We start from the raw sequence: 25,512 nt of genomic DNA, 5'->3' as shown, positions 1-25,512 counted from the left end.
GATAAAAATCATCATTTAAAGGTTGGATGACGGATAAAATAGCGCTAAATTCTATTAGTTCTTAGATAACGGCGACTTATCCGGCCCGCGTAAATTCTCGCGTTATGGCCTCAGCCGTGACGCGATTGAAGAAGGAATGCACTATGCGCTGGTCGTCCGTATCCATGTATTCCCTGCTGGCTGTTGCCGCATTAATTCTGAACGGCTGTAGCAGCCACGCTCCGCCGCCAAGTGGCCGCTTCGCCGATTCCATCACCGTGGTCGCCGAGCTTAACGATCAGCTCAGTCAGTGGCATGGCGCACCTTATCGTTATGGCGGATTGCAACCGAGCGGCGTCGATTGTTCCGGTTTTGTTTTTCGTACTTACCGCGATCGCTTTGGCGTAGTGCTTCCCCGCACCACCGCCGATCAAACCAAAATCGGTACCAAAGTTTCCCGTGACGAGTTGCTTCCCGGCGACCTGGTTTTCTTTAAAACCGGCAGCGGTGAAAATGGATTACACGTCGGCATCTACGACACCGCCGATCAGTTTATTCATGCATCTACCAGTCAGGGAGTTACGCGCTCTTCGCTCGATAACGTCTACTGGCGCAAAGTCTACTGGCAGGCGCGGCGCATCTGACCGATTCTCCCTGATTTCCCCGCGTATTTGATCCTGATTTTTGCTGTTATTATCGAGAGAGACTTTTTCAGGATGAATACGCGATGACACCTCTCAGATTATTACTCTCCGACTCTTACGATCCCTGGTTCAACCTTGCCGTCGAAGACTGCATTTTTCGCGAAATGACCACCAATCAGCGCGTGCTGTTTCTGTGGCGTAATGCAGAAACCGTGGTTATCGGGCAGGCGCAAAATCCGTGGAAAGAATGTAATACCCGCAGGATGGAAGAAGACGGTATCAGGCTGGCTCGCCGCAGCAGCGGGGGCGGGGCTGTTTTCCACGATCTCGGCAATACCTGTTTTACTTTTATGGCAGGTAAACCTGAATACGACAAAAGTGTGTCTACCGGCATCATTCTCAATGCGCTAAAAGCGTTGGGAATTGATGCCAGTGCATCTGGCCGCAATGATCTGGTGGTGCAGACTTCTGAAGGTGAGCGGAAAATTTCCGGGTCCGCCTATCGTGAAACAGCCGATCGCGGTTTTCACCACGGCACTTTATTACTTAATGCCGATCTCAGCCGTTTGGCAAACTACCTCAACCCCGATGTCAAAAAACTGCAGGCCAAAGGCATCACCTCTGTGCGCTCGCGGGTGGCGAATCTCAACGAATTTGTGCCTGACATTCATCACGACCAGATTTGCGCAGCTGTCACCGATGCCTTCTTTAACTGGTACGGCCAGCGTGTTGAACCGGAGATCATTTCCCCCGATGTCTTCCCCGATTTACCCGGTTTTCCGGAACGGTTCGCCAAACAAAGCAGCTGGGAATGGAACTTCGGTAAAGCGCCGGCTTTCAGCCACGAACTTAATGAACGCTTTGTCTGGGGCGGCGTGGATATCCACTTTGATGTGGAAAAGGGCAATATCAGCCGGGCGCAAATTTTCACTGACAGCCTCAATCCGGCACCTTTATTGGCTCTGGCTGAGCGACTATCCGGAACGCGATACCGCGCGCAGGATGTTTCATTGGCCTGCGACAACATAATTGAACAATTTCCGGCCCTCAGTGCCGAGTTAACGGAACTGCGAACCTGGCTTGTCCGTTGCGTACAATAACTTTAAAACCCGGAGAGCGCCGATGGCGCGGTCTCCGGAGTATTCGCAAAATTTCACGACACCTTATAACCACTGGCGAAAAGTTTGTGGTTTCGCAGATTCTGCGCATGAAAAAGTGCGTGGGAGGCTGAATCTTTGCTGCAAAATCTCCCCGCAACAAGCCCGACGTTGCACGTTTAGGAAGCTGGCGATAAGATTAGTCCTAAACTTGATTTTGATATTAAATTCCTCATATTTCTTTGATACCTCGGGCTTCCGTCATTTCTGTGGAAGGATAAATAAGAAAGGCCTCAGTCAACTCGTAGTGCCGTTGAGTTTTGGAAAATAATGAAAATACAATTCGATACGGCCTTTAACAGCAGCTTTCTGTGTCAGCCGATTTACTCCGTTGAGGGGAAATTGCTGGCGATTGAATTAATTTGTCGCTTTTCCAGCACAGACAGCAAGTTAACTATGCCGACAGAACTGGTTTTAAACCTGCTGTCTCAGGCTCAGCTGTTGCGTTTTCTCAACGAACAACAGCTTTGGGCTGCTCAGCATGCACAATGGTTTAGTGACAATCAGGTGATATTGAACATCGGCGTCGAAGAAAGACTGGTGGCGATTTTGCTGGAGGATGAAATCCTGCGCGATGCCTTCAAAACCCACGCTTTCGTCCAGCTCAATCTCAGTGAGTCATTTCCGCAGCTTTCTGATGGCCGCAATAATCAGCAGCTAATGGCGTTAAAACAGCATTTCGACCTTTGGTTAGACAATTTCGGCTCAGGCAACATCACCATGGCGCCCATTTTCGATCATCTTTTTCAGTGGGTGAAGCTGGATAAAAATTTGTTCTGGCAATTATACGAGGGGGAGCATTTCTCTATCGTCATGCCTTCATTACTGAGAAACGTGAACCGTTTTTGCCGTAATATTGTGGTATATGGCCTTGATAATCAGGACTATTTTGACGCCCTGCGCAAGAAAGATGTACAGGGGCTGAAAGGCTTACTGTGGCCGGGCGTCGACCCTGAGCAACTCGACAGTCTGCTTGTCAGGCCTGTCCAATTTAATTAATCGGCCGTCTCACTTAATGCATCCTAATCCCGGCCAGCCTGCGCTGTGCCGGGATTTTTGTTAATCACCACCTATCTCCCTGCTGTTACTCCGTGTTAATCGCGGCGGCGCGGCTCTACACTTAAGAAAAGGGGGATTTATGCCGCTATTCGAACATCACTATGCCGACCAGCTCGGCGGATTTTATACCGCACTGCAACCGACGCCGCTTAAGGGCGCACGGCTTCTTTATCACAGCGCACCGCTGGCGAAAGAACTGGGTCTTAATAAGACACTTTTCGACCATGATCATCGGGAATTCTGGTGTGGCGAAAAATTTTTCCCCGGCATGTTACCGCTGGCGCAGGTCTACAGCGGCCATCAGTTTGGTCAGTGGGCAGGGCAACTGGGCGACGGGCGCGGTATTTTGCTCGGCGAACAGGTGTTGCCCGAGGGTAAACGGGTTGACTGGCATCTCAAAGGCGCGGGGCTGACGCCTTATTCACGCATGGGCGATGGCCGCGCGGTACTGCGTTCTGTGGTGCGTGAGTTTCTGGCTTCCGAAGCGCTGCACCATTTAGCCATTCCAACGACGCGCGCGCTGACTATCGTGACCAGCGATCAGCCGGTATTTCGCGAACAACCGGAGCGCGGCGCAATGCTGATGCGCATTGCCGAAAGCCATATCCGCTTCGGTCACTTCGAGCATTTTTATTATCGAAAACAACCTGAACAAGTGAAGCAACTGGCAGATTACGTCATCGCGCATCACTGGCCGCAGTTGCTGGAAAGTGAACCGGTGGAAGCGCAGCGTTATCAGCGGTGGTTCACAGAGGTTGTTGAGCGTACGGCAACGATGATCGCACAGTGGCAGAGCGTCGGGTTCGCGCATGGCGTAATGAATACTGACAATATGTCGATCCTCGGCCTGACGATGGATTACGGTCCGTACGGATTTCTCGATGATTATCAGCCGGGTTACATCTGCAACCACTCGGATCATCAGGGGCGCTACAGCTACGATAATCAGCCTGCGGTGGCCTACTGGAACTTGCATCGCCTGGCGCAGACGCTTTCCGGCCTGATGAGCACCGAACAGTTACAGGCAGCTCTGGGCGAGTATGAGCCGGCGTTGATGAAAGCTTACGGCACGCTGATGCGCGGCAAACTGGGCTTTTTCAGCGAAAATAAGCAGGACAACAATTTGCTGACCGGATTACTGAGCCTGATGGCGAAAGAGGGACGGGATTTCACACGAACGTTCCGCATGCTGAGTGAGGTCGAACAGCAACAGGCCAGTTCGCCGCTGCGTGATGAATTCATCGATCGCGCAGCGTTTGATAGCTGGTACCAGGATTATCGCCAGCGGTTGCAGGAAGAAGGCGTGGATGACGCAACGCGTCAGCAGGCGATGAAACAGAGTAATCCGCGCATTATTTTACGTAATTATCTGGCTCAGCAGGCGATCGAAAAAGCCGAAGTGGACGACATCAGCGCGCTGACGCAATTACATCAGGCACTTTGTGACCCGTACAGCGATAATCCGCAATACGACTCTCTGGCCGCTCTGCCGCCGGACTGGGGTAAACATCTGGAAATTTCCTGCTCCAGCTGATCCACTTTGCGCCACAGGCAAAAATTTCTGTGGCGCAGTTTTAATGAGGAATGCTACTGGCGCAGGAAAACCTGGGGTAATTGGGTTTCAGGATGGGCGCAAACGTTCAGATCAGCCTGATACCAACGGCTCAGCGTCTCTTCATTTAACACCTCAGCTGGCTTCCCGCTGGCAACCACTCTCCCGCTGTGCAGCAGAATAATCCGGTCGGCATACAGCGCCGCCAGATTCAGATCGTGCAGTACGCAGCATACGGAGAGCGGCGTCTCTTGCGTTAACTGACGTAACAGACGCAATGCATGTTGCTGATGATACAAATCCAGCGCAGAGGTTGGTTCATCCAGAAACAGCCAGCGTGGAGAAGGTACCGGCTGCCACAGCTGGATCAATACGCGAGCCAGCTGGACGCGCTGCTGTTCGCCGCCAGAAAGATGCCGGTAATCGCGATCGGCCAGATTCAGACACCCGGTTTGCGTCATGACGTCGGCCAGCGCATGTTGCATATTCAGCTGGCCGTGCGGTGAACGCCCAAGCGTCAGCACTTCCCGCACGCTAAACCCGAACGCCAGCGTACTGTTCTGGCGCATCACCGCCCGGGTTCGCGCCAGTTCCTGCGCAGGCCATTCGGTCAGTGGTTTACCTTGCAGTGAGCAATGCCCTTTTTGCGGCACCAGAAAGCCAGTGAGCATGCGCATCAGCGTGGACTTTCCTGCGCCGTTCGGGCCAATCAGCGCGACCATTTCACCGCTGTGCAGGCTGAGCGAGACATCATCAATCAACCTGCGTCCTTCAATGGAATAGACCAGATTCTCTGCGATCAGGGATGAAGATATATCAGACATTGCGTGGCACTCCCGGGCGCAGGATCAGCCATAAAAAATAAGGGCCGCCGATGATGCTGGTGATAAGACCGACCGGCATTTCCGCTGGTGCCACGAGCGTGCGCGCCAGAGTATCGGCCAGCAGCAACAGACAGGCTCCTGCCATCGCCGAGCCCGGCAATAACCAGCGGTGATCGGCGCCAATGCGCAGGCGCAGCAAATGCGGGATCACCAGGCCGATAAAGCCAATCACGCCCGATACCGCCACCGCAGCACCGACCAGCAGAGCGCTCAGCAGCAGTAACTGCAACTGCGTACGCCGGACATTCACGCCAAGATAATGCGCATCCTCTTCGCCCAGTTGCAGAATATTCAGGCGTCGGGACATAAAGAAGGTCGCAATGCAGGCAGGCAGAATAAGGGAGGAAGCGACGGCCAGCGTCGGCCATTGCGCCTGCCCGAGGCTGCCCATACTCCACAAGGAGAACTGACGCAGCTGCTGATCGTCACTGATATAGGTCAGCACGCCAACTGCCGCGCCGCACAGCGCATTAATGGCAATACCCGCCAGCAGAAGGCGCGATAACCCGCCGTGTCCGAAACGGCTCAGTGTGAACACGATAAGTGAAATAGCGAGGCTGCCGACGAAGGCGCTGATCATATGGCTGTAAAGCGCCAGCAACGGCGGCAGGGCGAACGGCATGACGATGGTCAGCGCCACCGCCAGCGCCGCGCCGGAGCTTATTCCCAGTAATCCGGGATCGGCCAGCGGATTGCGGAACAACCCTTGCATGACCGCGCCGGAGCTGGCCAGTGCGCAGCCGACCACCACCGCCAGCAACACGCGGGGCAGGCGTACGGTCAGCCAGACCTGCCATAAGCCGTCATTGAGCGGTAAACCCATCAGCGTTCGGAGCGAAAGGGACATCGCGCCGGTATTTGCCGCCAGAATTGCCAGCAGCAACAGAGCTCCGCCGAGACCCGTCAGTGCCCAAACAGGTGAGCGCCGACGTGATGGCATTGGGGGGCTCATGCTGCTCATTTCACGCTTTCCGCCGCCTGACGAAGCTGTGCCATCACTGCCGGAGTTTGCAATCCAAAACCAAGCAGGGACATATCATCCAGCACCAGAACGCGCTTGTTTTTACCCGCTGGCGTCATCGCCACACCCGGTAATTTCCACACCTGATCCATGCCTCCCAGGGTTTTAATTCCGTCTGCGGTTAGCAGCAGGATGTCCGGTGAACTGGCAATTACGCCTTCCTGTGACAGAGGACGATAGCGGCTGAACCCCTGCATGGCATTTTTGGCGCCCACGGAGGTTATCATCGCATCTGCTGCCGTATCCTGACCTGCGGCCATAGAACTCATGCCGCCGTGGCTCATCACGAATAACATTTTGACCGGCAAGGTTTCGTGCTTAATGGCTGCAAGCTGCGTGCGGTAGGTGGCGATCAGCTTTTCACCTTCGGCCTGACGGCCCAGCGCCTTAGCAATTACGTCGATTTTTTTCGGTACGGTATCCACTGAAGCCGTGCCCGGCACGCGGATCACTTTTACCCCGTTTTGCGCCAGTTGCTGTAACACCAGTGACGGTTCTGCCAGCTCGCTGCTAAGCACCAACGTCGGGTGCATGGAGAGAATACCTTCGGTATTCAGCTGGCGCATATAACCGACGTCCGGCAAAGTGAGCACCGCCTTTGGGCGTAAACTGGTGCTGTCACGCGCTACCAGTTGATCGCCTGCGCCCAGCGCGTAAACGATCTCCGTGACGTCACCGCCGATGCTCACCAGCTTTTCTGCGGCATGCAGAACAGGTGCCGTCAGTAAGGACGCCGCAGTGATCAGAACTTTAAAAGTGTGCTTCATGCGGCAACGCCTTCGTTGCGGAGCTGAGCCAGTTGTTCGCGCCACAGAGTTTGCTCCGGCGTGCCCTCGGTACGCTGACCGTAAAGTTGGGCTATCTGTGTGCCGTCGGCGGCGAACAGTTCCAGGCTGGTGACGAAACCATCTTTAGTTGGTTTGCGGGTGATCCAGCTTTCGGCGATGGCGCTTTCTACCAAATGCAGCGTGAAGCGCTGGTTAAAGACGTTGATCCATTCACCGTGCGGCATCACTTTTTCGATCTGGCCGGTAAAGATCTGCACGCAGCCTTTGTTGCCAACAAAAATCATGATCTCGTTCTGATCGTCTTTAGCGATATTCAGCAAACGGGTAAGAGAACCGTTTTCAACACGCCATGCCAGATCGTCACCTACCGCTTTGAAAGCCTGCTGGCGGGTTACATCATGGCGTTTCAGAAGCTGGAAGAACTGATGAACGTCGGTCATTGCGCGCCATTCGGCATCCAGAGTATTGGTATCGGCGGTGTTGACCACCGGATTTGCCGGTACGGCTTCCAGTTGCAACGACGCCTTAATATCGGTTTTGTACTGAGCCACCAACGCATTCCATACCGCCATATCCGTTTCATCGGTGGTATAGACTTTATGCACCGCGTCGCCCTGGGCATCGAAAAACTGAATGCTGTGCCGATCGCCGCGCGGAGTTGATTCCGTCATGCTGAAAATGTGCACCCAGTGTTGCAGGAACAAGCGCAGATCCAACGCGCGTGGATTGAGAATTAACCCGGCATGGCCGTTCAGATGCTGGTTTGCATAATGGCCTTGCTGCTCGTGAACAGCATAGTCGTTACGTGTAATGGATTTCGTTCCACCGACGCTTTCCAGCGTGGCCAGCAGAGTACGGGCATCAACCTTCAGTTTTGCTGCATCGTGAGAAACGCGTAAGGCCGCTAATTCGGCTTCGCTGATGCCAAGAATTTCAGCCAGATCGCGGGCATATTTACCTGGATTCGCTTCTTTGGCCTGTAAATAATCTTGATAGTGAACAGAAAGCATGGCTGTTTCCTCGTAGTCTTAAATGTCATCCGCCATTGGGCAGATAAAAATTTGAGCTGTTATGTGAATGATTTGTAAAATATTATCCCCAAAGGCCCAAGCTGGCTTACGCGGTGGTAATGGGAATTAATATCAATTTGATAATCATTATCAAATCATTGCAGAAACACATCAAGAAAATTTTTGTTGGCAGAATGTAATTTCTGGCAAATAGCCCTTTAAATACCGTGGGATAACCTAAGGGGAGTGCTGCTGGCAGGGCGTTGCGAAAGGGGAGGTGAGCAAGGCAGAGGCACAAAAAAGGGCAACAAAAATGTCGCCCAGGGTGTTTTTCCGCTTTTACCAGCACAACCGATCAGAATCGGCTATCTGTCGCCTCTGCCAGCATCGCTAGCAGCGTTTCGGTATCTTCCCAGCCCAGGCAAGGATCAGTGATCGATTTTCCGTAAACCAGAGGTTTGTTGGTGGCGACAGGCTGTGTGCCTTCAATCAGGAAACTTTCCGCCATGATGCCCGCGACAGCGGTCGAACCGCCGCGGATTTGTTCGCAAATATCCGCGGCCACATCCAACTGACGTTTGTGTTGCTTTTGGCAGTTACCGTGGCTGAAATCCACCACCAGCCGCTGCGGCAGGTCAAACTCGGCCAGATTCAGGCATGCCTGTTCCAGGTCTTCAGCATGATAATTCGGTTTCTTACCGCCACGCATGATCACATGGCCGTAAGGGTTGCCGGCAGTACGGTAAATGGTCATCTGACCGTTTTTATCAGGTGACAGGAACATATGGCTGGTGCGTGAAGAGCGCATGGCATCAATTGCGATACGTGTGTTGCCGTCAGTACCGTTCTTAAAGCCAACCGGACAGGACAATGCAGACGCCATTTCACGGTGGATCTGGCTCTCCGTAGTACGTGCACCGATAGCGCCCCAGCTGATCAGATCAGCGATGTACTGGCCGATGACCATATCCAGGAATTCGGTCGCCGTCGGAATACCCAACTGATTGACCGCCAGCAGAACCTTACGCGCCAGTTCTATACCATCATTAACACGGCATGAACCGTTAAGTTCGGGATCAGAAATCAGGCCTTTCCAGCCAACCACGGTGCGGGGTTTCTCGAAATAGGTACGCATTACGATTTCAAGACGATCCTGATATTTTTCACGCAGCACATTCAGCTTTCCTGCGTAATCAATAGCAGCTTCAATATCATGAATCGAGCAAGGGCCGATCACTACCAGCAGGCGCGGGTCTTCACCGGTAATTATTTTTTCAATACGTTTACGTGATGCCATCACGTGTTGGGCGACCGACGTGGATATTGGCAATTTATCTGCCAGTGCCTGAGGCGTAATCAGGCTGTCGATGCGCGTCGTACGCAGCTCATCTGTTTGTGACATGGTGCTCTCTAAAATTTGATTCTTCTCTGCGGCAGGAATACCGGGAAGTGATGGCGATCACAATAACTCAAAAACAGATGAATTCAACCACTGTTGGCCGGTTATGCCACTCACATCAGCAAAAGGGTCAGAACATGCGCCGACTCATTCCGAAACTGTCCATAATCTTTGCTGCAATCTCTTCCACAGAATAATTGGTGCTGTTGAGATAGCGGATTTGATTTTTGCGGAAAAGTGCTTCTACCTCAGAGACTTCCATCCGGCACTGGCGCAGTGATGCATAACGGCTATTTTCTACACGCTCCTGGCGAATCGCAGTCAGGCGTTCGGGATCAATCGTCAGTCCGAATAGCTTATGCATATGGGGTTTCAGTGCGGCTGGCAGCTGGATGTTATCCATATCATCGGCAGTGAATGGGTAGTTGGCCGCACGGATACCAAACTGTAGCGCCAGATAAAGGCTGGTCGGTGTTTTCCCGCAGCGGGAAACGCCGAGCAAAATGACCTGCGCCTGATCGAGATTACGAAGCGAAATGCCATCATCATGCGCCAGCGTGTAATCAATGGCGGCGATACGGGCATCGTATTTGGTGATATTGCTGGCGGTCAGCCCGTGTGTACGGTTAGCAATGGGCGTCGGTTCCACGCCGAGCTCATTTTGCAGCGGTGCCACCAGCGACTGAACGATGTCCTGACAAAACCCTTCGCTGGCTTTAATGATATTGCGAATATCGGGCGAAACGATTGAATAGAACACCAGTGGGCGATCACCGGATTTTGCAAATATGTCATTGATCTGCTGAACGACCGTTTTCGCCCTCGCTTCACTTTCTACGAAGGGCAGGGAATAGGTGGTCGCATTCACCGGAAATTGTGACAGCACCGCATGGCCTAAAACTTCCGCCGTAATTGCAGTGCCATCGGAAATGTAAAACACACATCTGTCCACTCACCGCTCCTGATTTCTTTCTGTTTGCCTTATCCCTTACGGGAACCCGTTTAGTAATAACCAGAAATTCACTAAATAAAAAGGCTATTTCTCCGGACGGGCATTCTTAAGTTCATTGCTGCGAGATACTGCGCAAAATGACTGTAATAAATGAAATGGGATTTTAATTTTTTCGCGTTATCCCGCACCTTTTTGATTTGCTTCAGCAACGCGTCAGCTTCTTTGGTAGCGTAGTGTTCATGACGAAGTGTCCGGTGGTTCATCACTGATTCATAAGGAATTATGAGATTTAGATAGGAAGGGGATTCAAAGCCGCAGTGGAATTATCCGAAACAAAAATAGTTTGATTTGCTGGATCGATTCACCTGTCCTGTTCTTATGGATCAATATGCTAGTCTCGAAATGACCGCGTGTTTTAAAGGACATGTAGTTAAAGGACATTAAGTCATTTGACTGTGACTGAATTACGACTCTCTGCTCTCCTACTGAATATTAAGAAAGGATTGTTTCATGGCTCATCTCGATCCCGATTTACGCAATGTTATCTGGTACAACCAACTGGGTATGAACGACGTTGATAAAGTCGGGGGCAAGAACGCATCCCTCGGGGAAATGATCACTAATTTGTCTGAATTAGGGGTCTCTGTCCCTAATGGTTTTGCCACCACTTCTCAGGCGTTTAATGATTTTCTTGATCAAAGTGGCGTTAACCATCGTATTCATGAGTTACTGGATAAAACTGACGTTGATGATATTGCTCAACTGACGCAGACGGGGGCGCAAATTCGCCAGTGGATCATCGAGACGCCTTTCCAGCCTGAGCTGGAAGTGTCAATCCGCGAGGCCTATCAGCAGCTTTCGGAAGGCGAACCTGACGCTTCCTTTGCCGTACGTTCTTCTGCCACTGCCGAAGATATGCCTGATGCGTCTTTCGCCGGGCAGCAGGAAACCTTCCTGAACGTACAGGGCTTTGATGCGGTACTGATTGCCGTGAAACATGTGTATGCCTCTTTATTCAATGATCGTGCGATTTCCTATCGCGTGCATCAGGGTTATGACCATCGCGGCGTGGCGCTCTCGGCCGGTGTTCAGCGCATGGTGCGTTCCGATCTTGCGGCCGCGGGGGTGATGTTCACCATTGATACGGAATCCGGTTTTGATCAGGTGGTTTTTATCACTTCAGCCTACGGTCTGGGCGAAATGGTGGTGCAGGGCGCAGTAAACCCGGACGAGTTCTACGTACACAAACCAACGCTTGCCAAAAATAAACCAGCGATCGTGCGCCGTACTATGGGTTCCAAGAAAATCCGTATGGTGTATGCCCCGAGTCAGGAACATGGCAAACAGGTTCAGATAGAAGATGTACCCGCAGAACTCAGCACGCAATTCTCGCTGACGGATGACGAAATTCAGGCACTGGCACGTCAGGCATTGCTTATCGAAAAACATTACGGTCGCCCGATGGATATCGAATGGGCGAAAGACGGTCACAACGGTAAGTTGTATATCGTGCAGGCGCGGCCGGAGACCGTTCGTTCAAACGGTCAGGTCATGGAGCGCTACCAGCTGAACGGCAGCAGTAAAGTTCTGGTGGAAGGCCGTGCAATTGGTCATCGTATCGGTGCCGGGCCGGTCAAAATCATTCATGACATCAGCGAAATGCATCACGTTAAAGCCGGAGATGTGCTGGTTACGGACATGACTGATCCGGACTGGGAACCGATCATGAAAAAAGCGTCAGCGATTGTGACAAACCGCGGCGGGCGTACTTGTCACGCTGCGATTATCGCCCGCGAACTTGGGATCCCTGCGGTGGTAGGCTGCGGCGACGCAACAGAAAAACTGAAAGAAAACCAAAAAGTCACTGTGTCTTGCTCTGAAGGGGATACCGGTTACGTCTATCAGGATGAACTGGACTTTACGGTGCAAAGTTCCGAAGTCAATGAACTGCCTAAATTGCCGCTGAAAATCATGATGAATATCGGTAATCCCGATCGCGCATTTGATTTCGCCTGTTTGCCTAATGAAGGTGTCGGGCTGGCGCGTCTGGAATTCATCATTAACCGCATGATTGGTGTGCATCCTAAAGCTTTGCTGGAGTTTGACCAACAAACGCCGGAGTTGCAGGCTGAAATCAGCAAACTGATTCAGGGTTACAGCAGCCCGCGCGAATACTATGTGGCGCGCCTGACCGAAGGGATTGCAACACTGGGTGCCGCTTTCTGGCCTAAGCGCGTTATCGTGCGTTTGTCAGATTTTAAATCCAATGAATACGCCAATCTGGTCGGCGGCGAGAAGTATGAACCGCACGAAGAAAATCCGATGCTCGGTTTCCGTGGCGCGGGACGTTACGTCTCTGACAGCTTCCGCGATTGCTTTGCGTTGGAATGTGAGGCGATGAAACGGGTACGTAATGACATGGATCTGACCAATGTCGAAGTCATGATCCCGTTCGTACGTACCGTGACACAGGCGGAAGCTGTGGTGGCCGAACTGGCACGTCAGGGACTTAAACGCGGTGAAAACGGCCTAAAGGTCATCATGATGTGTGAGATCCCATCCAATGCGTTGCTGGCGGATCAATTCCTCGAGCACTTTGATGGTTTCTCTATCGGTTCAAACGACATGACACAACTGGCGCTCGGCCTCGATCGTGATTCAGGCGTCGTGTCTGAACTCTTCGATGAGCGCAATGAAGCCGTTAAAGCACTTCTGTCGATGGCGATTAAGGCCGCCAAGAAACAGGGAAAATACGTTGGTATTTGCGGGCAGGGCCCATCCGATCATCAGGACTTCGCCCAATGGCTGATGGATGAAGGGATCGACAGTTTGTCCCTGAATCCGGATACGGTGGTGCAAACCTGGCTGGCACTGGCAGATAAATAAAGTCTTAAAGCCATAATTTAAATGTTCAAAAAACCATCGTGTAAAAGCGATGGTTTTTTTATGGAATAAATGTTTTTTCTGCAAAAATGGGAGAGGTACTGTTGAGATTAAAATTACAAAGAGGGAAGTTTTAGATAAAAAAAAGCCCGTCTCGAAGACAGGCAAAGACTACACACAGCAATTTGGGGTATACATGCTTTTAGGGGGAAAGCGTGTATATATATCAGTGGGTTGAAATCCGAACTGTTAATAATACTAGGTTTCTCAAGGTATTTAGTCTGTAAGAATCCTCCTAATAGATTTTATTCTCACTTGAATAATTCTTGAATATTTTAAGAGATGAGCGGCGGGGCAGAATTTGAAAGGAATAACAGTGCCCGGTATCTTCTCTTTTATTTGTCTGAGACAACACCGGGCATTTAGAAAGGTACTGAGTGATTAGTCGTCGAGAGCTTTTAGCGCTTCTACCGGATCTGATTCAGGCTCTGGCGCTTCGTGTACCCACAGTGAAATCAGGCGGTACGACACGGCGAGTACTACCGGGCCGATAAACAGACCTATCATTCCGAAAGCAAACAGGCCACCGATAACGCCGGACAGGATGAGCAGCATGGGTAAATCTGCTCCCATGCGGATAAGCACTGGTCGTAGTACGTTATCAAGAGAACCTACCACGCAACTCCATACCAGCAGCACGGTGCCCCATGTGTTATCGCCCGACCAGTACAGCCAGATAATGGCCGGGATGAGCACCAGCAATGGACCGATTTGCGCCACGCAGCAAACGAACATCACCACGGTTAATACGGTGGCGTAAGGTATACCGGCAATGGCCAATCCGATACCGCCGAGAACCGATTGCACAATGGCCGTCACTACCACACCCAGTGCCACGGCGCGAATCGCCTGACCCGCAAGGATGACAGCCGCATCACCACGTTCAGCGGCCAGACGAACGGCGAAGTGACGGATCCCCATCGCAACCTGCTCACCACGGCTATACAGCAAGGCGCTGAATAACAGCATCAGCGAACAGTGGACGATAAAGCGACCCAGATGCCCGGCCTGTGTCAGGAACCACGATGCGGTTTGCCCGACGTAAGGCTGCACTTTAGTCATCAGGACATTACCACCACCATTAATCAGCGCATGCCAGCCGGAATAGAGTTTGTGGCCGATCAGCGGAATCGAGTTCAGCCAGTTGAAATCAGGCATATGCAGGGTCGATGGATTTCCCGCAAGAGCCACCAGCGGCGCGCCATTCTCGATTGCGCTGCTGACCAGTAAAGCGATGGGTAACACGAATAGCAAGATCAGTAACAGCGTCATGACGATGACAGCAAGGAAGCGTCGTCCCCACATAATGCGCTGTAGTTTGATCATAAGCGGCCAGGTGGCAATGACCACCATGCCTGCCCAGGCAAAGCCCAGAATAAAGGGCTGCACTATCCAGATACTGGCGATAGTCATCAGCGCAATAAACAGCACCCCAAACATAATTTGTGGTAAGTCATAACGTTTAATTGGGAGATTCATTCATGTTTCTCAAAAGGATAAACGAAGAGGCATCAGCCTTGAGCCTCCAAAAAATAGCGACACTGCGTTCCCGCAGTTGTCATGCATAAGCATGGAACATTCGATTGGTTTTGGATAGCGCACCGCAAATTTAGTTGCAACACGTTGTTGCTAAACGTGCGTTTTGCGGTGCGTCATGAAACAAATGCAACAATGGTTAACCAGACGGAGCGCTTAAAAAAGAAGTATGTTAGTTTTTAATCTGGGTAAAGAACAGGGTGGATCTGCCTCGCAGATCCGGCAAATCGCTTAGCGCTTGCCAGGCATACAACAAAGACAGAGTCATAATTCAATGATCCCACAGATTTCTCAGGCGCCGGGTGTCATCCAGCTGGTGCTCGATTTTTTGGAAGCCTTAAAAAACGACGGATTTACCGGTGATCTCACCACGACATATGCCGATCGACTGACGATGGCCACTGACAACAGCGTATATCAGCTCTTACCGGATGCGGTTCTGTTTCCGCTGGCAACCTCGGACGTTGCCCTGATAGCACGCCTCGCAGGGCAAGAGCGTTTTAAAACGCTGGTCTTCACGCCGCGCGGCGGGGGCACCGGCACTAACGGTCAGTCATTGAACCGCGGCATTGTGGTTGATATGTCCCGTCATATGAACCGAATTCTCGATATTAATATTGAACAAGGTTGGGTCAAGGTCGAGGCAGGTGTGATTAAAGACCAGCTCAACGATTATCTGCGTCCGCTGGGTTATTTCTTCTCGCCGGAGCTGTCCACCAGTAACCGTGCGACGCTTGGCGGAATGATCAATACCGATGCGTCCGGCCAGGGTTCTCTGGTCTATGGCAAAACCTCAGACCACGTGCTGGGTGTGCGCGCCATCGTGCTCGGTGGCGACATGCTGGACACCACAGCGATACCTACGGCGCTGGCCGATAAACTCGGCGAAGAGGATTCTGTTATTGGCCGCATCTATCGTACCGTACTCGACAGTTGCCGTGATAACCGCGCGCTGGTCATCGAAAAATTCCCGAAATTGAATCGCTTCCTTACCGGCTACGATTTGCGTCACGTATTGAGTGATGATCTGCAAACCTTCAATCTGACCCGTATCCTCACCGGCTCGGAAGGTTCACTGGCCTTTATTACAGAAGCGCGTCTGAATATCACGCCAATCCCCAAAGTGCGCCGTCTGGTCAACATTAAATACGACTCCTTCAACTCCGCGCTGCGCAATGCGCCATTTATGGTGGAAGCCAAAGCCCTTTCAGTTGAAACCGTTGATTCCAAAGTCCTCAATCTGGCGCGTGAAGATATCGTCTGGCACAGCGTTCGTGAGTACATAAAGGATGTGGATGGTAAAGACATGCAGGGGCTCAACATCGTTGAGTTTGCCGGTGACGACGCCGATCTGATTGAAGCTCAGGTCAGCGCCCTGTGCGAGCGCCTCGACGGGCTGATGAGCGACCAGGAAGGTGGTGTGATTGGTTATCAGATTTGTGCCGACCTTGCCGGTATTGAACGTATTTATAATATGCGTAAGAAAGCGGTCGGACTGCTGGGCAATGCGAAAGGGCAGGCCAAACCCCTGCCGTTTGCGGAAGATACGTGCGTGCCGCCGCAGCATCTGGCTGATTATATCGTTGAATTCCGTGCGCTGCTGGACAGCCATAATCTGAGTTATGGCATGTTCGGGCACGTCGATGCTGGCGTACTGCATGTACGTCCGGCGCTCGATATGTGTGATCCGCAACAGGAGATGCTGCTAAAGCAAATTTCTGATGAAGTCGTCGCACTGACCGCTAAATATGGTGGCCTGCTGTGGGGCGAGCACGGCAAAGGTTTCCGTGCTGAATACAGTCCGGCATTTTTCGGCGAAGAACTGTTCCATGAGCTTCGCCGTATCAAAACGGCGTTTGACCCCGATAACCGACTGAATCCAGGTAAGATCTGTGCGCCACTCGATTGCGATGAGCCGATGATGAAAGTCGATGCGGCGAAACGTGGCACGCTGGATCGCCGAATTCCGCTGGAAGTGCGTCAGTCGTTCCGTGGTGCAATGGAATGTAACGGTAACGGTCTTTGCTTCAACTTTGATGTGAAAAGCCCGATGTGTCCGTCGATGAAAATCACCGGTAGCCGAATTCACTCACCAAAAGGACGCGCAGGATTAGTCCGGGAATGGCTGCGTTTGCTGTCTGAGCAGGGCGTTGATCCGCTGGCACTTGAAAACGCCTTGCCGGAGAAAGGGCTGAGTTTCCGCACACTCATCGACCGCACACGTAATACCTGGCACGCCAATAAAGGTGAATATGATTTTTCTCATGAAGTGAAAGAGGCTATGTCGGGTTGTCTGGCCTGCAAGGCCTGTTCGACGCAGTGTCCGATTAAGATTGACGTACCCGGATTCCGCTCACGTTTCCTTCAGCTTTATCACACACGTTATTTGCGCCCGGTGCGCGACCATTTCGTCGCAAGCGTTGAAAGTTATGCGCCGCTGATGGCCAAAGCACCGAAGCTGTTTAACTTCTTCCTGAAACAGCCGTGGGTACGGGAAATGAGCCGTAAAAGCATCGGCATGGTAGATTTGCCTTTGCTGTCCACTCCCACGCTGCGTGAGCAACTGCTGGGGCATCGCGCCAGTACGATGACACTCGAACAGTTGGAGAAAATATCTCCGGCCCAGCGCGGCGAATATGTTCTGGTGGTGCAGGATCCGTTTACCAGTTTTTATGATGCACAGGTCGTGGCTGATTTCATCCGGCTTATCGAAAAATTGGGTCTGAAACCTGTGCTGCTGCCGTTCTCACCGAACGGTAAAGCGCAACACATTAAAGGCTTCCTGCAACGCTTTGCGAAAACCGCGAAGAAAACCTCACAGTTCTTAAACCGTGTGGCTCAGTTAGGAATGCCGCTGGTGGGGGTCGACCCGGCGCTGGTGCTCTGTTATCGCGATGAATATAAGGAAATTCTCGGGGAGGCCCGTGGTTCATTCCAGGTTCAGTTGGTACACGAATGGTTAGATACGTGGCTGGCAGAACGTCCAGCGCAACAGCAGAGCGGTGAGCCTTGGTATCTGTTCGGGCACTGCACTGAAAGTACGGCGTTGCCAACCAGTGGTAAGCAATGGGGAGATATTTTTGCCCGCTACGGCGCTAAGCTGGAAAATGTCAGTGTAGGTTGCTGCGGGATGGCCGGAACTTACGGTCACGAAACGAAAAACCTGCAAAACTCGCTGGGGATATACGAGCTGTCATGGCACACATCTTTACAACGCCTGCCGCGTCAGCGCTGTCTGGCGACCGGTTATTCCTGTCGCAGCCAGGTAAAACGTATTGAAGGTAACGGAGTCCGACATCCTTTGCAGGCTTTACTGGAAATCCTTTCCTGATACATAAGGAAGCACGATGTCATTTTGGAAACGAACCACCACTCTTGATGCGCTCAATGCACGTAGTCAGGGATGCATGGTCGGGCACGTCGGAATAGTGTTCACCCAACTGGGCGAGGATTTTCTTGAAGCTACGATGCCAGTGGATGAACGTACTATTCAGCCTTTTGGTTTGTTGCACGGTGGGGCATCAGTCGTACTGGCTGAAACCCTGGGCTCGATGGCGGGATATCTGTGCAGCGAAGGCACACAGACGGTGGTCGGCGTGGAAATCAATGCCAGCCACATGAAGTCAGCGCGGGAAGGACATGTCCGTGGCGTATGCCGTGCATTACGCGCCGGTCGCCGCAGCCAGGTCTGGCAGATTGAAATTTTTGATCAGCAGGGCGGTCTTTGCTGTGTATCCAGACTGACAACGATGGTTATCGATAAATAATTTGAGTGAATGAATCAGGCAGGTAGAAGACAGAAAGGGCGGACAGGCCGAAAAGTTGTCCGCCTTTTTTATTCGCAGTATTCATTAGCTATCACATTGAAACGCAATCAAAGATGATAGGGCACACGTTTGGCAAAGTCTGTTTGGAAGGCTGTCGCTTTTTCCCAGATGCCCATCATGCCATAATACTGACAAATGAGTTTGAGCGTATGCCGCGCAAAATGGTAGCTCTGAACACGGAAGAGTTCACAACGACCGACACTGTTTATTTCCAATATCAGGCGGTTATGCAGCTTGCATAACGCGTGCAGATAACTGTGATCGTCTCCGTTTTGCAGGCATAAATTGGCCATATCCAGACAAATGCTGTTGAGGCGTTTTAGCTGGCAGAGGTGTGCGTCAGGGCGGCGTAAGGCGGCATCCGCCATATAGAAATCCACAGTAGCATCGCGGACACTGGATTTATATTCGTCGATCTTACTCTGCAACCACGCATTTACCGATTGAGCCATTCTCAGTATTCCGGTTTATCTTAATGATAATCATTATCAAAGAATGAACATCATATTGTCAAAAAATAACCGGATCAACGTTTTCATCTGTTTTTTCAATTTTCGGCGGAAATGAGTAAACAAAAAGAGCCTTATTATTGCGTTTAGGGTGAATTCATAAATAGGCATTTCCGATGAATGTTTTATAATAGACCTAATGAAAGCTATTAAACCATGATCTTTATAAGGTTAATTTTGCGTTTTTTAACAAAAAATTGACAACTTATTCAATCAGTTGATGGTTGCGGTGTTCAAGACCCGCCGGCAGCCCGACCCAAAGCCGATGCACATTGAGTGGCGTTCCTCATGGGTCATCGCTATACCCTCTTAAAACAAGAGGTTGAAGTGATAAATGTTATCACTAGAATAGAGACAATAGGTCTTGTCTATGACCGTAAAACTATGAGGTAAGACAGATGCAAACTGAAACTGTCGGCTCGTTCTCTTTAGACGACAACGTATGGCAAGGCGTGATCCTGACTGACTCTGCGGCGAAACAGGTTAAAACCCTGATGACCCAGGATCCTGAAGTCAAAGGTCTTCAGCTCTCGGTGAAACAATCGGGCTGTGCTGGCTTTGGCTACGTTCTGGATTTAACCAAGCAACCGGGCAGCGATGACCTGGTGTTTGAGCATGACGGCGCTTTGCTGTTTGTTCCGCTGAAAGCGATGCCTTTCATCGACGGAACCGAGGTGGATTTCGTCCGCGAAGGGCTGAATCAGATATTTAAATTCAATAATCCTAAAGCTCAGCATGCCTGCGGGTGTGGCGAAAGTTTCGGCCTGTAAGAACCGGCCGTTTTTAAGATTATTGTAAACAAAGCGATGTAACCAACATGTCACGAAGCAACGTAGAAATTCCAGACGATGTGCAGTCTTGGGTCGGCGAGGGAACGAATTATAAAGAAGGGTTCTTTACCCAGCTGGCAACCGATGAACTAGCATCAGGCATCAACGAAGATGTGGTTCGCGCGATCTCCGCGAAACGCAACGAACCCGAGTGGATGCTGGAGTTCCGTCTGCAGGCTTATCATGCTTGGCTGAAAATGGAAGAGCCGCACTGGTTGAAAGCGTATTACACGCCTCTCGATTATCAGGATTATAGCTATTACTCCGCGCCATCCTGTGGCAGCTGTGATGATACCTGTGGTTCTCAGCCAGGTGCTACGCAACAGCCACCCGCAGATTCTCACGGTATTCCGGCGCTTGATGGTAAAAATTACCTGACCAGCGAAGTGGAAAAAGCTTTTGAGCAGTTGGGTGTTCCCGTACGTGAAGGGAAAGAAGTGGCCGTCGATGCAATTTTCGACTCCGTTTCTGTTTCCACGACGTATCGTGAAAAGCTGGCTGAATCTGGCGTCATTTTCTGCTCATTCGGCGAAGCCATTCACGAATACCCGGATCTGGTTCGCAAATACCTCGGTACCGTAGTACCCGCGCAGGATAACTTCTTTGCTGCGCTGAACGCTGCGGTCGCTTCTGACGGCACTTTTGTTTATGTACCAAAAGGTGTGCGTTGTCCGATGGAACTGTCGACCTATTTCCGTATCAACGCGGCGAAAACCGGTCAGTTCGAACGTACTATTCTGATTGCCGATGAAGGTAGCTATGTCAGTTACATCGAAGGTTGTTCAGCACCGGTACGCGATACCTATCAGCTGCACGCGGCCGTCGTTGAAGTCATTCTGCATAAAGACGCTGAAGTGAAATACTCCACCGTACAGAACTGGTTCTCCGGCAGCAAAGACAGCAGCGGCGGGATCCTCAACTTCGTGACCAAACGCGCATTGTGTGAAGGCGCAGGGTCGAAGATGTCCTGGACGCAGTCTGAAACGGGCTCTGCGATCACCTGGAAATACCCAAGCGTTATCCTTAAAGGCGATAACTCAATCGGCGAATTCTTCTCAGTTGCGCTGACCAGTGGCAAGCAGCAGGCCGATACCGGCACCAAGATGATCCACATTGGTAAAAATACTAAATCGACGATCATCTCCAAAGGGATCTCTGCAGGTCACAGCCAGAACAGCTACCGTGGTCTGGTGAAAATTCTGCCGGGTGCTGAAAATGCCCGTAACTTCACGCAGTGTGACTCAATGCTGATCGGTCCTGACAGCGCCGCGCATACATTCCCGTATGTCGAAGTGCGTAACAATACCGCGCAGCTGGAACACGAAGCGACGACGTCGAAAATTGGCGATGACCAGCTGTTCTACTGTCTGCAACGTGGTATCAGCGAAGATGACGCGATTTCCATGATTGTTAACGGTTTCTGTAAAGATGTCTTTTCCGAGCTGCCGCTGGAGTTTGCTGTCGAAGCACAGAAACTGCTGGCGATAAGCCTTGAACACAGCGTTGGGTAATATCGGCGTCTTTTCCTGCCGTCGCTGTGTGGTGTGACGCCGCGGCGGACAGGTTTGAGTTCAGCACAGTCAAAGCATAATCAGAATTATGAGCGCGCAGGCGCAAACTCAAGGATACGTATGTTAAGCATTAAGAATTTGAAGGTCCGTGTCGAAGAAAAGGAAATTCTTAAGGGACTTGATCTGGAGATCAAACCCGGAGAAGTACACGCCATCATGGGCCCGAACGGCTCAGGTAAAAGTACACTCTCCGCGACGCTGGCTGGCCGTGAAGATTACGAAGTGACCGATGGTTCCGTAATGTTCAATGGTAAAGATTTGCTGGATCTCGCGCCGGAAGACCGCGCGGGTGAAGGTGTGTTCATGGCGTTCCAATATCCGGTAGAAATCCCGGGTGTGACCAACCATTTCTTCCTGCAAACTTCGGTTAACGCGGTACGTAAATACCGTAATCTGCCTCCGATGGACCGCTTTGACTTCGCGGATTTCATCGAAGAGAAGATTGCCATGTTGAAAATGCCTGCGGATCTGCTGACCCGTTCCGTCAACGTCGGTTTCTCCGGCGGTGAGAAGAAGCGTAACGATATTCTGCAAATGGCAGCGCTTGAGCCAAGCCTGTGCATTCTTGATGAAACCGACTCCGGTCTGGACATCGATGCGCTGAAAATTGTGTCTAACGGCGTCAATGCGCTGCGCGATGGCAAACGTTCATTCGTGATTGTCACCCACTACCAACGCATCCTCGACTACATCAAGCCTGATTATGTGCACGTGCTGTATCAGGGACGTATTGTAAAATCTGGCGATTTCAGCCTGGTTAAACAGTTAGAGGAGCAGGGTTATGGCTGGCTTACCGACGAAGAGTAATGTACCTGCGGCGGGCAGTTCACATGCCATGCAGCAGCTTTACCGTCTTTTTGAAGGCCGCGGTGGTGAACAATCTGCTCACGCCCATGCACACTGGCAACAAGTGCTACGCCTCGGTTTTCCGCATGCCAAACTGGAAGACTGGAAATATACGCCGGTCTCTTCCCTGTTGGGCAATCAGTTCTTTGCACCTCAGCAGCAGGCGGTTACGGCTGAAACCGTGAAATCGCTGGCACTGCCGGTGGATTGCTACCGTTTAGTATTCGTCGATGGCCGTTTCGATGCGAGCCTGAGTGATGCTGAAACGGGCGCATTTGAGATCCAAAAACTGAATCCGGCGTCTCAACAAATGCTGCCTGATCCGATTCAGTCTGAAGTCTTTTTACATCTGACGGAAAGTCTGGCACAGGATCCATTATCTGTGCGTTTGCCTGCGGGTAAACAGGCGGATAAACCGCTGTATCTGTTACACATTAGCAGTGGTCGTGATCAGTCACGTGAAATGAATACCGTCCATCATCGCTATCACATGGCTATCGAAAGCGGTGCCAATGCTGAAGTAATTGAGCATTACCTGAGTCTTAACGATCACGGCCACTTTACCGGTGCGCGTATGACGGTAAATGTGGGCGACAATGCGGATTTCACGCATTACAAACTGGCATTTGAAAGCCAGGCGAGCTTCCACTTCTCGCATAATGATTTGGTTATCGGTCGTGATGCCCGTGTCGCGAGCCACAGTTTCCTGCTGGGCGCGGGTTTGACCCGTAATAACACCAGTGCGCAGCTGAACGGCGAGAACACCAATCTCAACATGAACAGCCTGGTTCTGCCGGTTGATACTGAGATTGCGGATACCCGCACGTATCTGGAACATAATAAAGGTTATTGCAACAGCAATCAGTTGCATAAAGTGATCGTTAACGATCGCGCGAAAGCCATCTTCAACGGCATGATCAAAGTGGCGAAGCATGCACTGAAAACCGACGGCAAGATGACCAACAACAACTTGTTGCTGGGCAAACACACTGAGGTCGATACTAAACCTCAGCTGGAGATTTATGCCGACGACGTGAAATGCAGCCACGGTGCGACGGTCGGTCGTATCGACGACGAACAGCTTTTCTATCTGCGTACCCGTGGTATTAGCGGTCAGGATGCACAGCAAATGATCATATTTGCATTTGCTGCGGAACTGACGGAAGCCATCGAGAATGAAACCCTGCGTGACGTCGTGATTGCCCGTATTGCGGGTCGACTCAATCGAGGTAAGTAATGACTTTTCCACTGGAAAGAGTACGTAGCGATTTCCCTGTGCTGAGCCGTGAAGTTAACGGCCAGCCGCTGGCATATCTTGACAGCGCAGCCAGCGCACAGAAACCGCGTCAGGTTATTCAACGTGAAATGTCTTTCTTCGAACAAGGTTATGCTGCGGTTCACCGTGGCATTCATACCATGAGCGCAGAAGCGACTGAGCAGATGGAAAACGTTCGCACTCAGGCCGCTCATTTCATGAATGCGGCCTCTGCGGAAGAAATTGTTTTCGTCAAAGGTTCCACGGAGGCCATTAACCTCGTCGCCAATACTTTTGGCCGTGTTCTGTTGCAGCCGGGCGATCGTATTATTCTGACCGAAATGGAACATCACGCCAATATCGTGCCCTGGCAGATGCTGGCGAAAGAGCGCAGTCTGCATATCGACGTCTGGCATCTCACGCCGGAAGGCGAGCTTGATCTCTCACAGCTTGACGCGCTTATCACCCCTCGTACGAAATTGCTGACGCTGGCGCATGTTTCGAACGTGCTGGGTACCGTGAATCCGCTGGAAAAAATCATTCCTCAGGCCAAAGCTGCCGGTCTGACCGTACTGGTAGATGGCGCGCAGGCAGTGATGCATTACGCCGTGGACGTCCAGGCGCTGGGTTGCGATTTCTATGTCTGGTCAGGCCATAAACTGTATGGGCCAACCGGCATCGGTATTCTGTACGGCCGTAAAGAATTGCTCAATCAGATGCCACCATGGGAAGGCGGCGGATCTATGATCAAACACGTCAGTCTGACCGAAGGTACCACCTTCGCAGCAGCACCCTGGCGTTTTGAAGCCGGTACGCCAAATACCGGTGGCATCATGGGTCTGGGCGCAGCCATGGAGTATGTGACGGAATTGGGTCTGGAAAATATCCATGCCTACGAAAATGAACTGATGGCCTACGCGCTGGAACAAATGGCGAAGGTACCGGATATTCAGATTTACGGTCCGGCCAGCCGTTCAGGCGTTATTGCATTTAATCTGGGGAAACACCATGCTTACGATGTGGGCAGTTTCCTCGATCAATACGGTATTGCCATCCGTACCGGTCACCACTGTGCGATGCCATTAATGTCTTTCTACGGTGTTCCGGCGATGTGCCGTGCGTCGCTTGCGATGTACAATACTCACGAAGAAGTCGACCGTCTGGTCGCAGGACTGCAACGTATTCACCGGTTGTTGGGTTAAGCCCGGCAACCCCGCTCAGGATGTTGTTATGGCTTTGCCAGATAAAAATAAGTTAGTCAGAAATTTTTCCCGCTGCCCGAACTGGGAAGAAAAGTATCTGTATGTCATTGAGCTCGGCGGCCAGTTACCAGCTCTGCCGGAGGAATGTCGTCAGGATAAAAACCTGATTTCTGGTTGTCAGAGTCAGGTGTGGATTGTAATGCGCACGGATGAAACCGGCGCACTGACTTTCGAAGGCGACAGCGATGCGGCCATTGTAAAAGGTTTGGTGGCCATCGTGTTCAGTCTCTATCAGGGGCTGACGCCGCGTGATGTGGTAGAGCTGGATGTGCGTCCGTTCTTCACTGAACTGGAACTCAGCCAGCATCTGACACCTTCACGCTCGCAGGGGCTGGAAGCAATGATCCGGTCCATCCGCGCGAATGCTGCGGCGCTTGCTTAACCACTGACTGACCGCTTTGCTCATTAGGAATCGTCTGCTAATGAGCAAAGCCTTTTTTGATTTTCCCCTCGCTTCATTCCGTTTTACTTCTGATTTTTCATCTGTT

General features: G+C 51.5%; 21 protein-coding genes. 13 read left to right on the top strand and 8 right to left on the bottom strand.

All coding sequences use genetic code 11. From position 1 onward, the window contains the following. The first annotated feature begins 143 nt into the window (after positions 1-143). The 4 genes from AC0Z7K_RS05205 (at position 144) to AC0Z7K_RS05190 (ending at position 4,373) form a co-directional block, all read left to right on the top strand. Positions 144-623 (top strand): NlpC/P60 family protein, encoded by a 480-nt coding sequence (locus AC0Z7K_RS05205; RefSeq protein WP_082465713.1) that lies wholly within the window; start codon positions 144-146, stop codon positions 621-623. Positions 624-706: 83 nt separating this feature from the next. Beyond that, positions 707-1,723 carry a lipoate--protein ligase gene (gene lplA / locus AC0Z7K_RS05200; RefSeq protein WP_485613173.1) on the top strand — a complete coding sequence of 339 codons (1,017 nt, stop codon included), beginning with the start codon at positions 707-709 and terminating at the stop codon, positions 1,721-1,723. A gap of 327 nt (positions 1,724-2,050) precedes the next feature. After that, on the top strand, positions 2,051-2,779 hold the full coding sequence (locus tag AC0Z7K_RS05195; protein ID WP_485613172.1) for an EAL domain-containing protein: 729 nt from the start codon (positions 2,051-2,053) through the stop codon (positions 2,777-2,779). Positions 2,780-2,918: 139 nt separating this feature from the next. After that, on the top strand, positions 2,919-4,373 hold the full coding sequence (locus AC0Z7K_RS05190) for a protein adenylyltransferase SelO (RefSeq protein WP_485613170.1): 1,455 nt from the start codon (positions 2,919-2,921) through the stop codon (positions 4,371-4,373). 53 nt (positions 4,374-4,426) lie between these two features. Here the strand turns inward: AC0Z7K_RS05190 and AC0Z7K_RS05185 are convergent, their stop codons facing one another. The 6 genes from AC0Z7K_RS05185 to ppsR all read right to left on the bottom strand — a co-directional run bounded on the left by AC0Z7K_RS05185 (position 4,427) and on the right by ppsR (position 10,445). After that, the gene (locus AC0Z7K_RS05185; RefSeq protein WP_485613169.1) at positions 4,427-5,215 is read right to left on the bottom strand and encodes a heme ABC transporter ATP-binding protein; all 789 of its coding nucleotides are present in this window, start codon (positions 5,213-5,215) and stop codon (positions 4,427-4,429) included. Further along, positions 5,208-6,215, bottom strand: coding sequence for a FecCD family ABC transporter permease (locus tag AC0Z7K_RS05180; RefSeq protein ID WP_485613167.1), 1,008 nt, complete (start codon positions 6,213-6,215; stop codon positions 5,208-5,210). The genes AC0Z7K_RS05185 and AC0Z7K_RS05180 overlap by 8 nt, the downstream gene beginning before the upstream one ends. A gap of 17 nt (positions 6,216-6,232) precedes the next feature. Then, complete coding sequence (locus AC0Z7K_RS05175; protein ID WP_485613165.1) at positions 6,233-7,063, bottom strand: heme/hemin ABC transporter substrate-binding protein; 831 nt, start codon at positions 7,061-7,063, stop codon at positions 6,233-6,235. After that, positions 7,060-8,094 (bottom strand): hemin-degrading factor, encoded by a 1,035-nt coding sequence (locus AC0Z7K_RS05170; protein ID WP_485613164.1) that lies wholly within the window; start codon positions 8,092-8,094, stop codon positions 7,060-7,062. The genes AC0Z7K_RS05175 and AC0Z7K_RS05170 overlap by 4 nt, the downstream gene beginning before the upstream one ends. 355 nt (positions 8,095-8,449) lie before the next feature. Continuing rightward, entirely contained in the window at positions 8,450-9,496 is a 1,047-nt protein-coding gene (locus tag AC0Z7K_RS05165) for a 3-deoxy-7-phosphoheptulonate synthase (protein ID WP_413529836.1), read from the bottom strand. Positions 9,497-9,623: 127 nt separating this feature from the next. Beyond that, positions 9,624-10,445 (bottom strand): posphoenolpyruvate synthetase regulatory kinase/phosphorylase PpsR, encoded by an 822-nt coding sequence (gene ppsR / locus AC0Z7K_RS05160; protein ID WP_413529835.1) that lies wholly within the window; start codon positions 10,443-10,445, stop codon positions 9,624-9,626. A 510-nt stretch (positions 10,446-10,955) separates the two neighbouring features. Here ppsR and ppsA point away from each other — a divergent pair. Beyond that, on the top strand, positions 10,956-13,331 hold the full coding sequence (gene ppsA, locus AC0Z7K_RS05155) for a phosphoenolpyruvate synthase (RefSeq protein WP_485613162.1): 2,376 nt from the start codon (positions 10,956-10,958) through the stop codon (positions 13,329-13,331). A 438-nt stretch (positions 13,332-13,769) separates the two neighbouring features. Here ppsA and ydiK read toward each other — a convergent pair whose 3' ends face one another. Further along, positions 13,770-14,867 (bottom strand): AI-2E family transporter YdiK, encoded by a 1,098-nt coding sequence (ydiK, locus tag AC0Z7K_RS05150; protein ID WP_413529833.1) that lies wholly within the window; start codon positions 14,865-14,867, stop codon positions 13,770-13,772. Between the two features lie 331 nt (positions 14,868-15,198). Here ydiK and ydiJ point away from each other — a divergent pair, with 331 nt between their 5' ends. After that, complete coding sequence (ydiJ, locus tag AC0Z7K_RS05145) at positions 15,199-18,255, top strand: D-2-hydroxyglutarate dehydrogenase YdiJ (RefSeq protein ID WP_485613160.1); 3,057 nt, start codon at positions 15,199-15,201, stop codon at positions 18,253-18,255. A gap of 16 nt (positions 18,256-18,271) precedes the next feature. After that, positions 18,272-18,691 carry a hotdog fold thioesterase gene (locus AC0Z7K_RS05140; protein WP_413529831.1) on the top strand — a complete coding sequence of 140 codons (420 nt, stop codon included), beginning with the start codon at positions 18,272-18,274 and terminating at the stop codon, positions 18,689-18,691. Between the two features lie 107 nt (positions 18,692-18,798). Here AC0Z7K_RS05140 and AC0Z7K_RS05135 read toward each other — a convergent pair whose 3' ends face one another. Continuing rightward, positions 18,799-19,203 carry a hypothetical protein gene (locus AC0Z7K_RS05135; RefSeq protein WP_413529830.1) on the bottom strand — a complete coding sequence of 135 codons (405 nt, stop codon included), beginning with the start codon at positions 19,201-19,203 and terminating at the stop codon, positions 18,799-18,801. Positions 19,204-19,658: 455 nt separating this feature from the next. Between AC0Z7K_RS05135 and sufA the strand changes: the two genes are divergently transcribed. The 6 genes from sufA (at position 19,659) to sufE (ending at position 25,406) form a co-directional block, all read left to right on the top strand. Next, entirely contained in the window at positions 19,659-20,030 is a 372-nt protein-coding gene (gene sufA / locus AC0Z7K_RS05130) for a Fe-S cluster assembly scaffold SufA (RefSeq protein WP_485613158.1), read from the top strand. A 47-nt stretch (positions 20,031-20,077) separates the two neighbouring features. Next, on the top strand, positions 20,078-21,601 hold the full coding sequence (gene sufB, locus AC0Z7K_RS05125; RefSeq protein WP_112168604.1) for a Fe-S cluster assembly protein SufB: 1,524 nt from the start codon (positions 20,078-20,080) through the stop codon (positions 21,599-21,601). A 120-nt stretch (positions 21,602-21,721) separates the two neighbouring features. Further along, a complete protein-coding gene (gene sufC / locus AC0Z7K_RS05120; RefSeq protein WP_413529829.1) occupies positions 21,722-22,468 on the top strand; it encodes a Fe-S cluster assembly ATPase SufC in 747 nt (248 codons plus the stop codon). Next, positions 22,443-23,744, top strand: coding sequence for a Fe-S cluster assembly protein SufD (gene sufD / locus AC0Z7K_RS05115; RefSeq protein ID WP_485613157.1), 1,302 nt, complete (start codon positions 22,443-22,445; stop codon positions 23,742-23,744). Before sufC ends, sufD begins: the two co-directional genes overlap by 26 nt. Continuing rightward, a complete protein-coding gene (sufS, locus tag AC0Z7K_RS05110; protein WP_485613155.1) occupies positions 23,744-24,964 on the top strand; it encodes a cysteine desulfurase SufS in 1,221 nt (406 codons plus the stop codon). Before sufD ends, sufS begins: the two co-directional genes overlap by 1 nt. Positions 24,965-24,992: 28 nt before the next feature. Continuing rightward, positions 24,993-25,406: a cysteine desulfuration protein SufE gene (gene sufE / locus AC0Z7K_RS05105; RefSeq protein ID WP_485613153.1), complete on the top strand. Its 414-nt coding sequence runs from the start codon at positions 24,993-24,995 to the stop codon at positions 25,404-25,406. Positions 25,407-25,512: the final 106 nt, after the last annotated feature.

It is taken from the genome of Rahnella sp. 1L-D-7-B-C2 (assembly GCF_057290995.1).
This window is presented reverse-complemented; position numbering and strand designations above follow the sequence as displayed.

Excerpts from the sequence above, each read along its gene's own strand:
- AC0Z7K_RS05205 (WP_082465713.1), top strand. The coding sequence starts at position 144 with ATGCGCTGGTCGTCCGTATCCATGTATTCCCTGCTGGCTGTTGCCGCA.
- lplA (WP_485613173.1), top strand. The coding sequence starts at position 707 with ATGACACCTCTCAGATTATTACTCTCCGACTCTTACGATCCCTGGTTC.
- AC0Z7K_RS05195 (WP_485613172.1), top strand. The coding sequence starts at position 2,051 with ATGAAAATACAATTCGATACGGCCTTTAACAGCAGCTTTCTGTGTCAG.
- AC0Z7K_RS05190 (WP_485613170.1), top strand. The coding sequence starts at position 2,919 with ATGCCGCTATTCGAACATCACTATGCCGACCAGCTCGGCGGATTTTAT.
- AC0Z7K_RS05185 (WP_485613169.1), bottom strand. The coding sequence starts at position 5,215 with ATGTCTGATATATCTTCATCCCTGATCGCAGAGAATCTGGTCTATTCC.
- AC0Z7K_RS05180 (WP_485613167.1), bottom strand. The coding sequence starts at position 6,215 with ATGCCATCACGTCGGCGCTCACCTGTTTGGGCACTGACGGGTCTCGGC.
- AC0Z7K_RS05175 (WP_485613165.1), bottom strand. The coding sequence starts at position 7,063 with ATGAAGCACACTTTTAAAGTTCTGATCACTGCGGCGTCCTTACTGACG.
- AC0Z7K_RS05170 (WP_485613164.1), bottom strand. The coding sequence starts at position 8,094 with ATGCTTTCTGTTCACTATCAAGATTATTTACAGGCCAAAGAAGCGAAT.
- AC0Z7K_RS05165 (WP_413529836.1), bottom strand. The coding sequence starts at position 9,496 with ATGTCACAAACAGATGAGCTGCGTACGACGCGCATCGACAGCCTGATT.
- ppsA (WP_485613162.1), top strand. The coding sequence starts at position 10,956 with ATGGCTCATCTCGATCCCGATTTACGCAATGTTATCTGGTACAACCAA.
- ydiK (WP_413529833.1), bottom strand. The coding sequence starts at position 14,867 with ATGAATCTCCCAATTAAACGTTATGACTTACCACAAATTATGTTTGGG.
- ydiJ (WP_485613160.1), top strand. The coding sequence starts at position 15,199 with ATGATCCCACAGATTTCTCAGGCGCCGGGTGTCATCCAGCTGGTGCTC.
- AC0Z7K_RS05140 (WP_413529831.1), top strand. The coding sequence starts at position 18,272 with ATGTCATTTTGGAAACGAACCACCACTCTTGATGCGCTCAATGCACGT.
- AC0Z7K_RS05135 (WP_413529830.1), bottom strand. The coding sequence starts at position 19,203 with ATGGCTCAATCGGTAAATGCGTGGTTGCAGAGTAAGATCGACGAATAT.
- sufA (WP_485613158.1), top strand. The coding sequence starts at position 19,659 with ATGCAAACTGAAACTGTCGGCTCGTTCTCTTTAGACGACAACGTATGG.
- sufB (WP_112168604.1), top strand. The coding sequence starts at position 20,078 with ATGTCACGAAGCAACGTAGAAATTCCAGACGATGTGCAGTCTTGGGTC.
- sufC (WP_413529829.1), top strand. The coding sequence starts at position 21,722 with ATGTTAAGCATTAAGAATTTGAAGGTCCGTGTCGAAGAAAAGGAAATT.
- sufD (WP_485613157.1), top strand. The coding sequence starts at position 22,443 with ATGGCTGGCTTACCGACGAAGAGTAATGTACCTGCGGCGGGCAGTTCA.
- sufS (WP_485613155.1), top strand. The coding sequence starts at position 23,744 with ATGACTTTTCCACTGGAAAGAGTACGTAGCGATTTCCCTGTGCTGAGC.
- sufE (WP_485613153.1), top strand. The coding sequence starts at position 24,993 with ATGGCTTTGCCAGATAAAAATAAGTTAGTCAGAAATTTTTCCCGCTGC.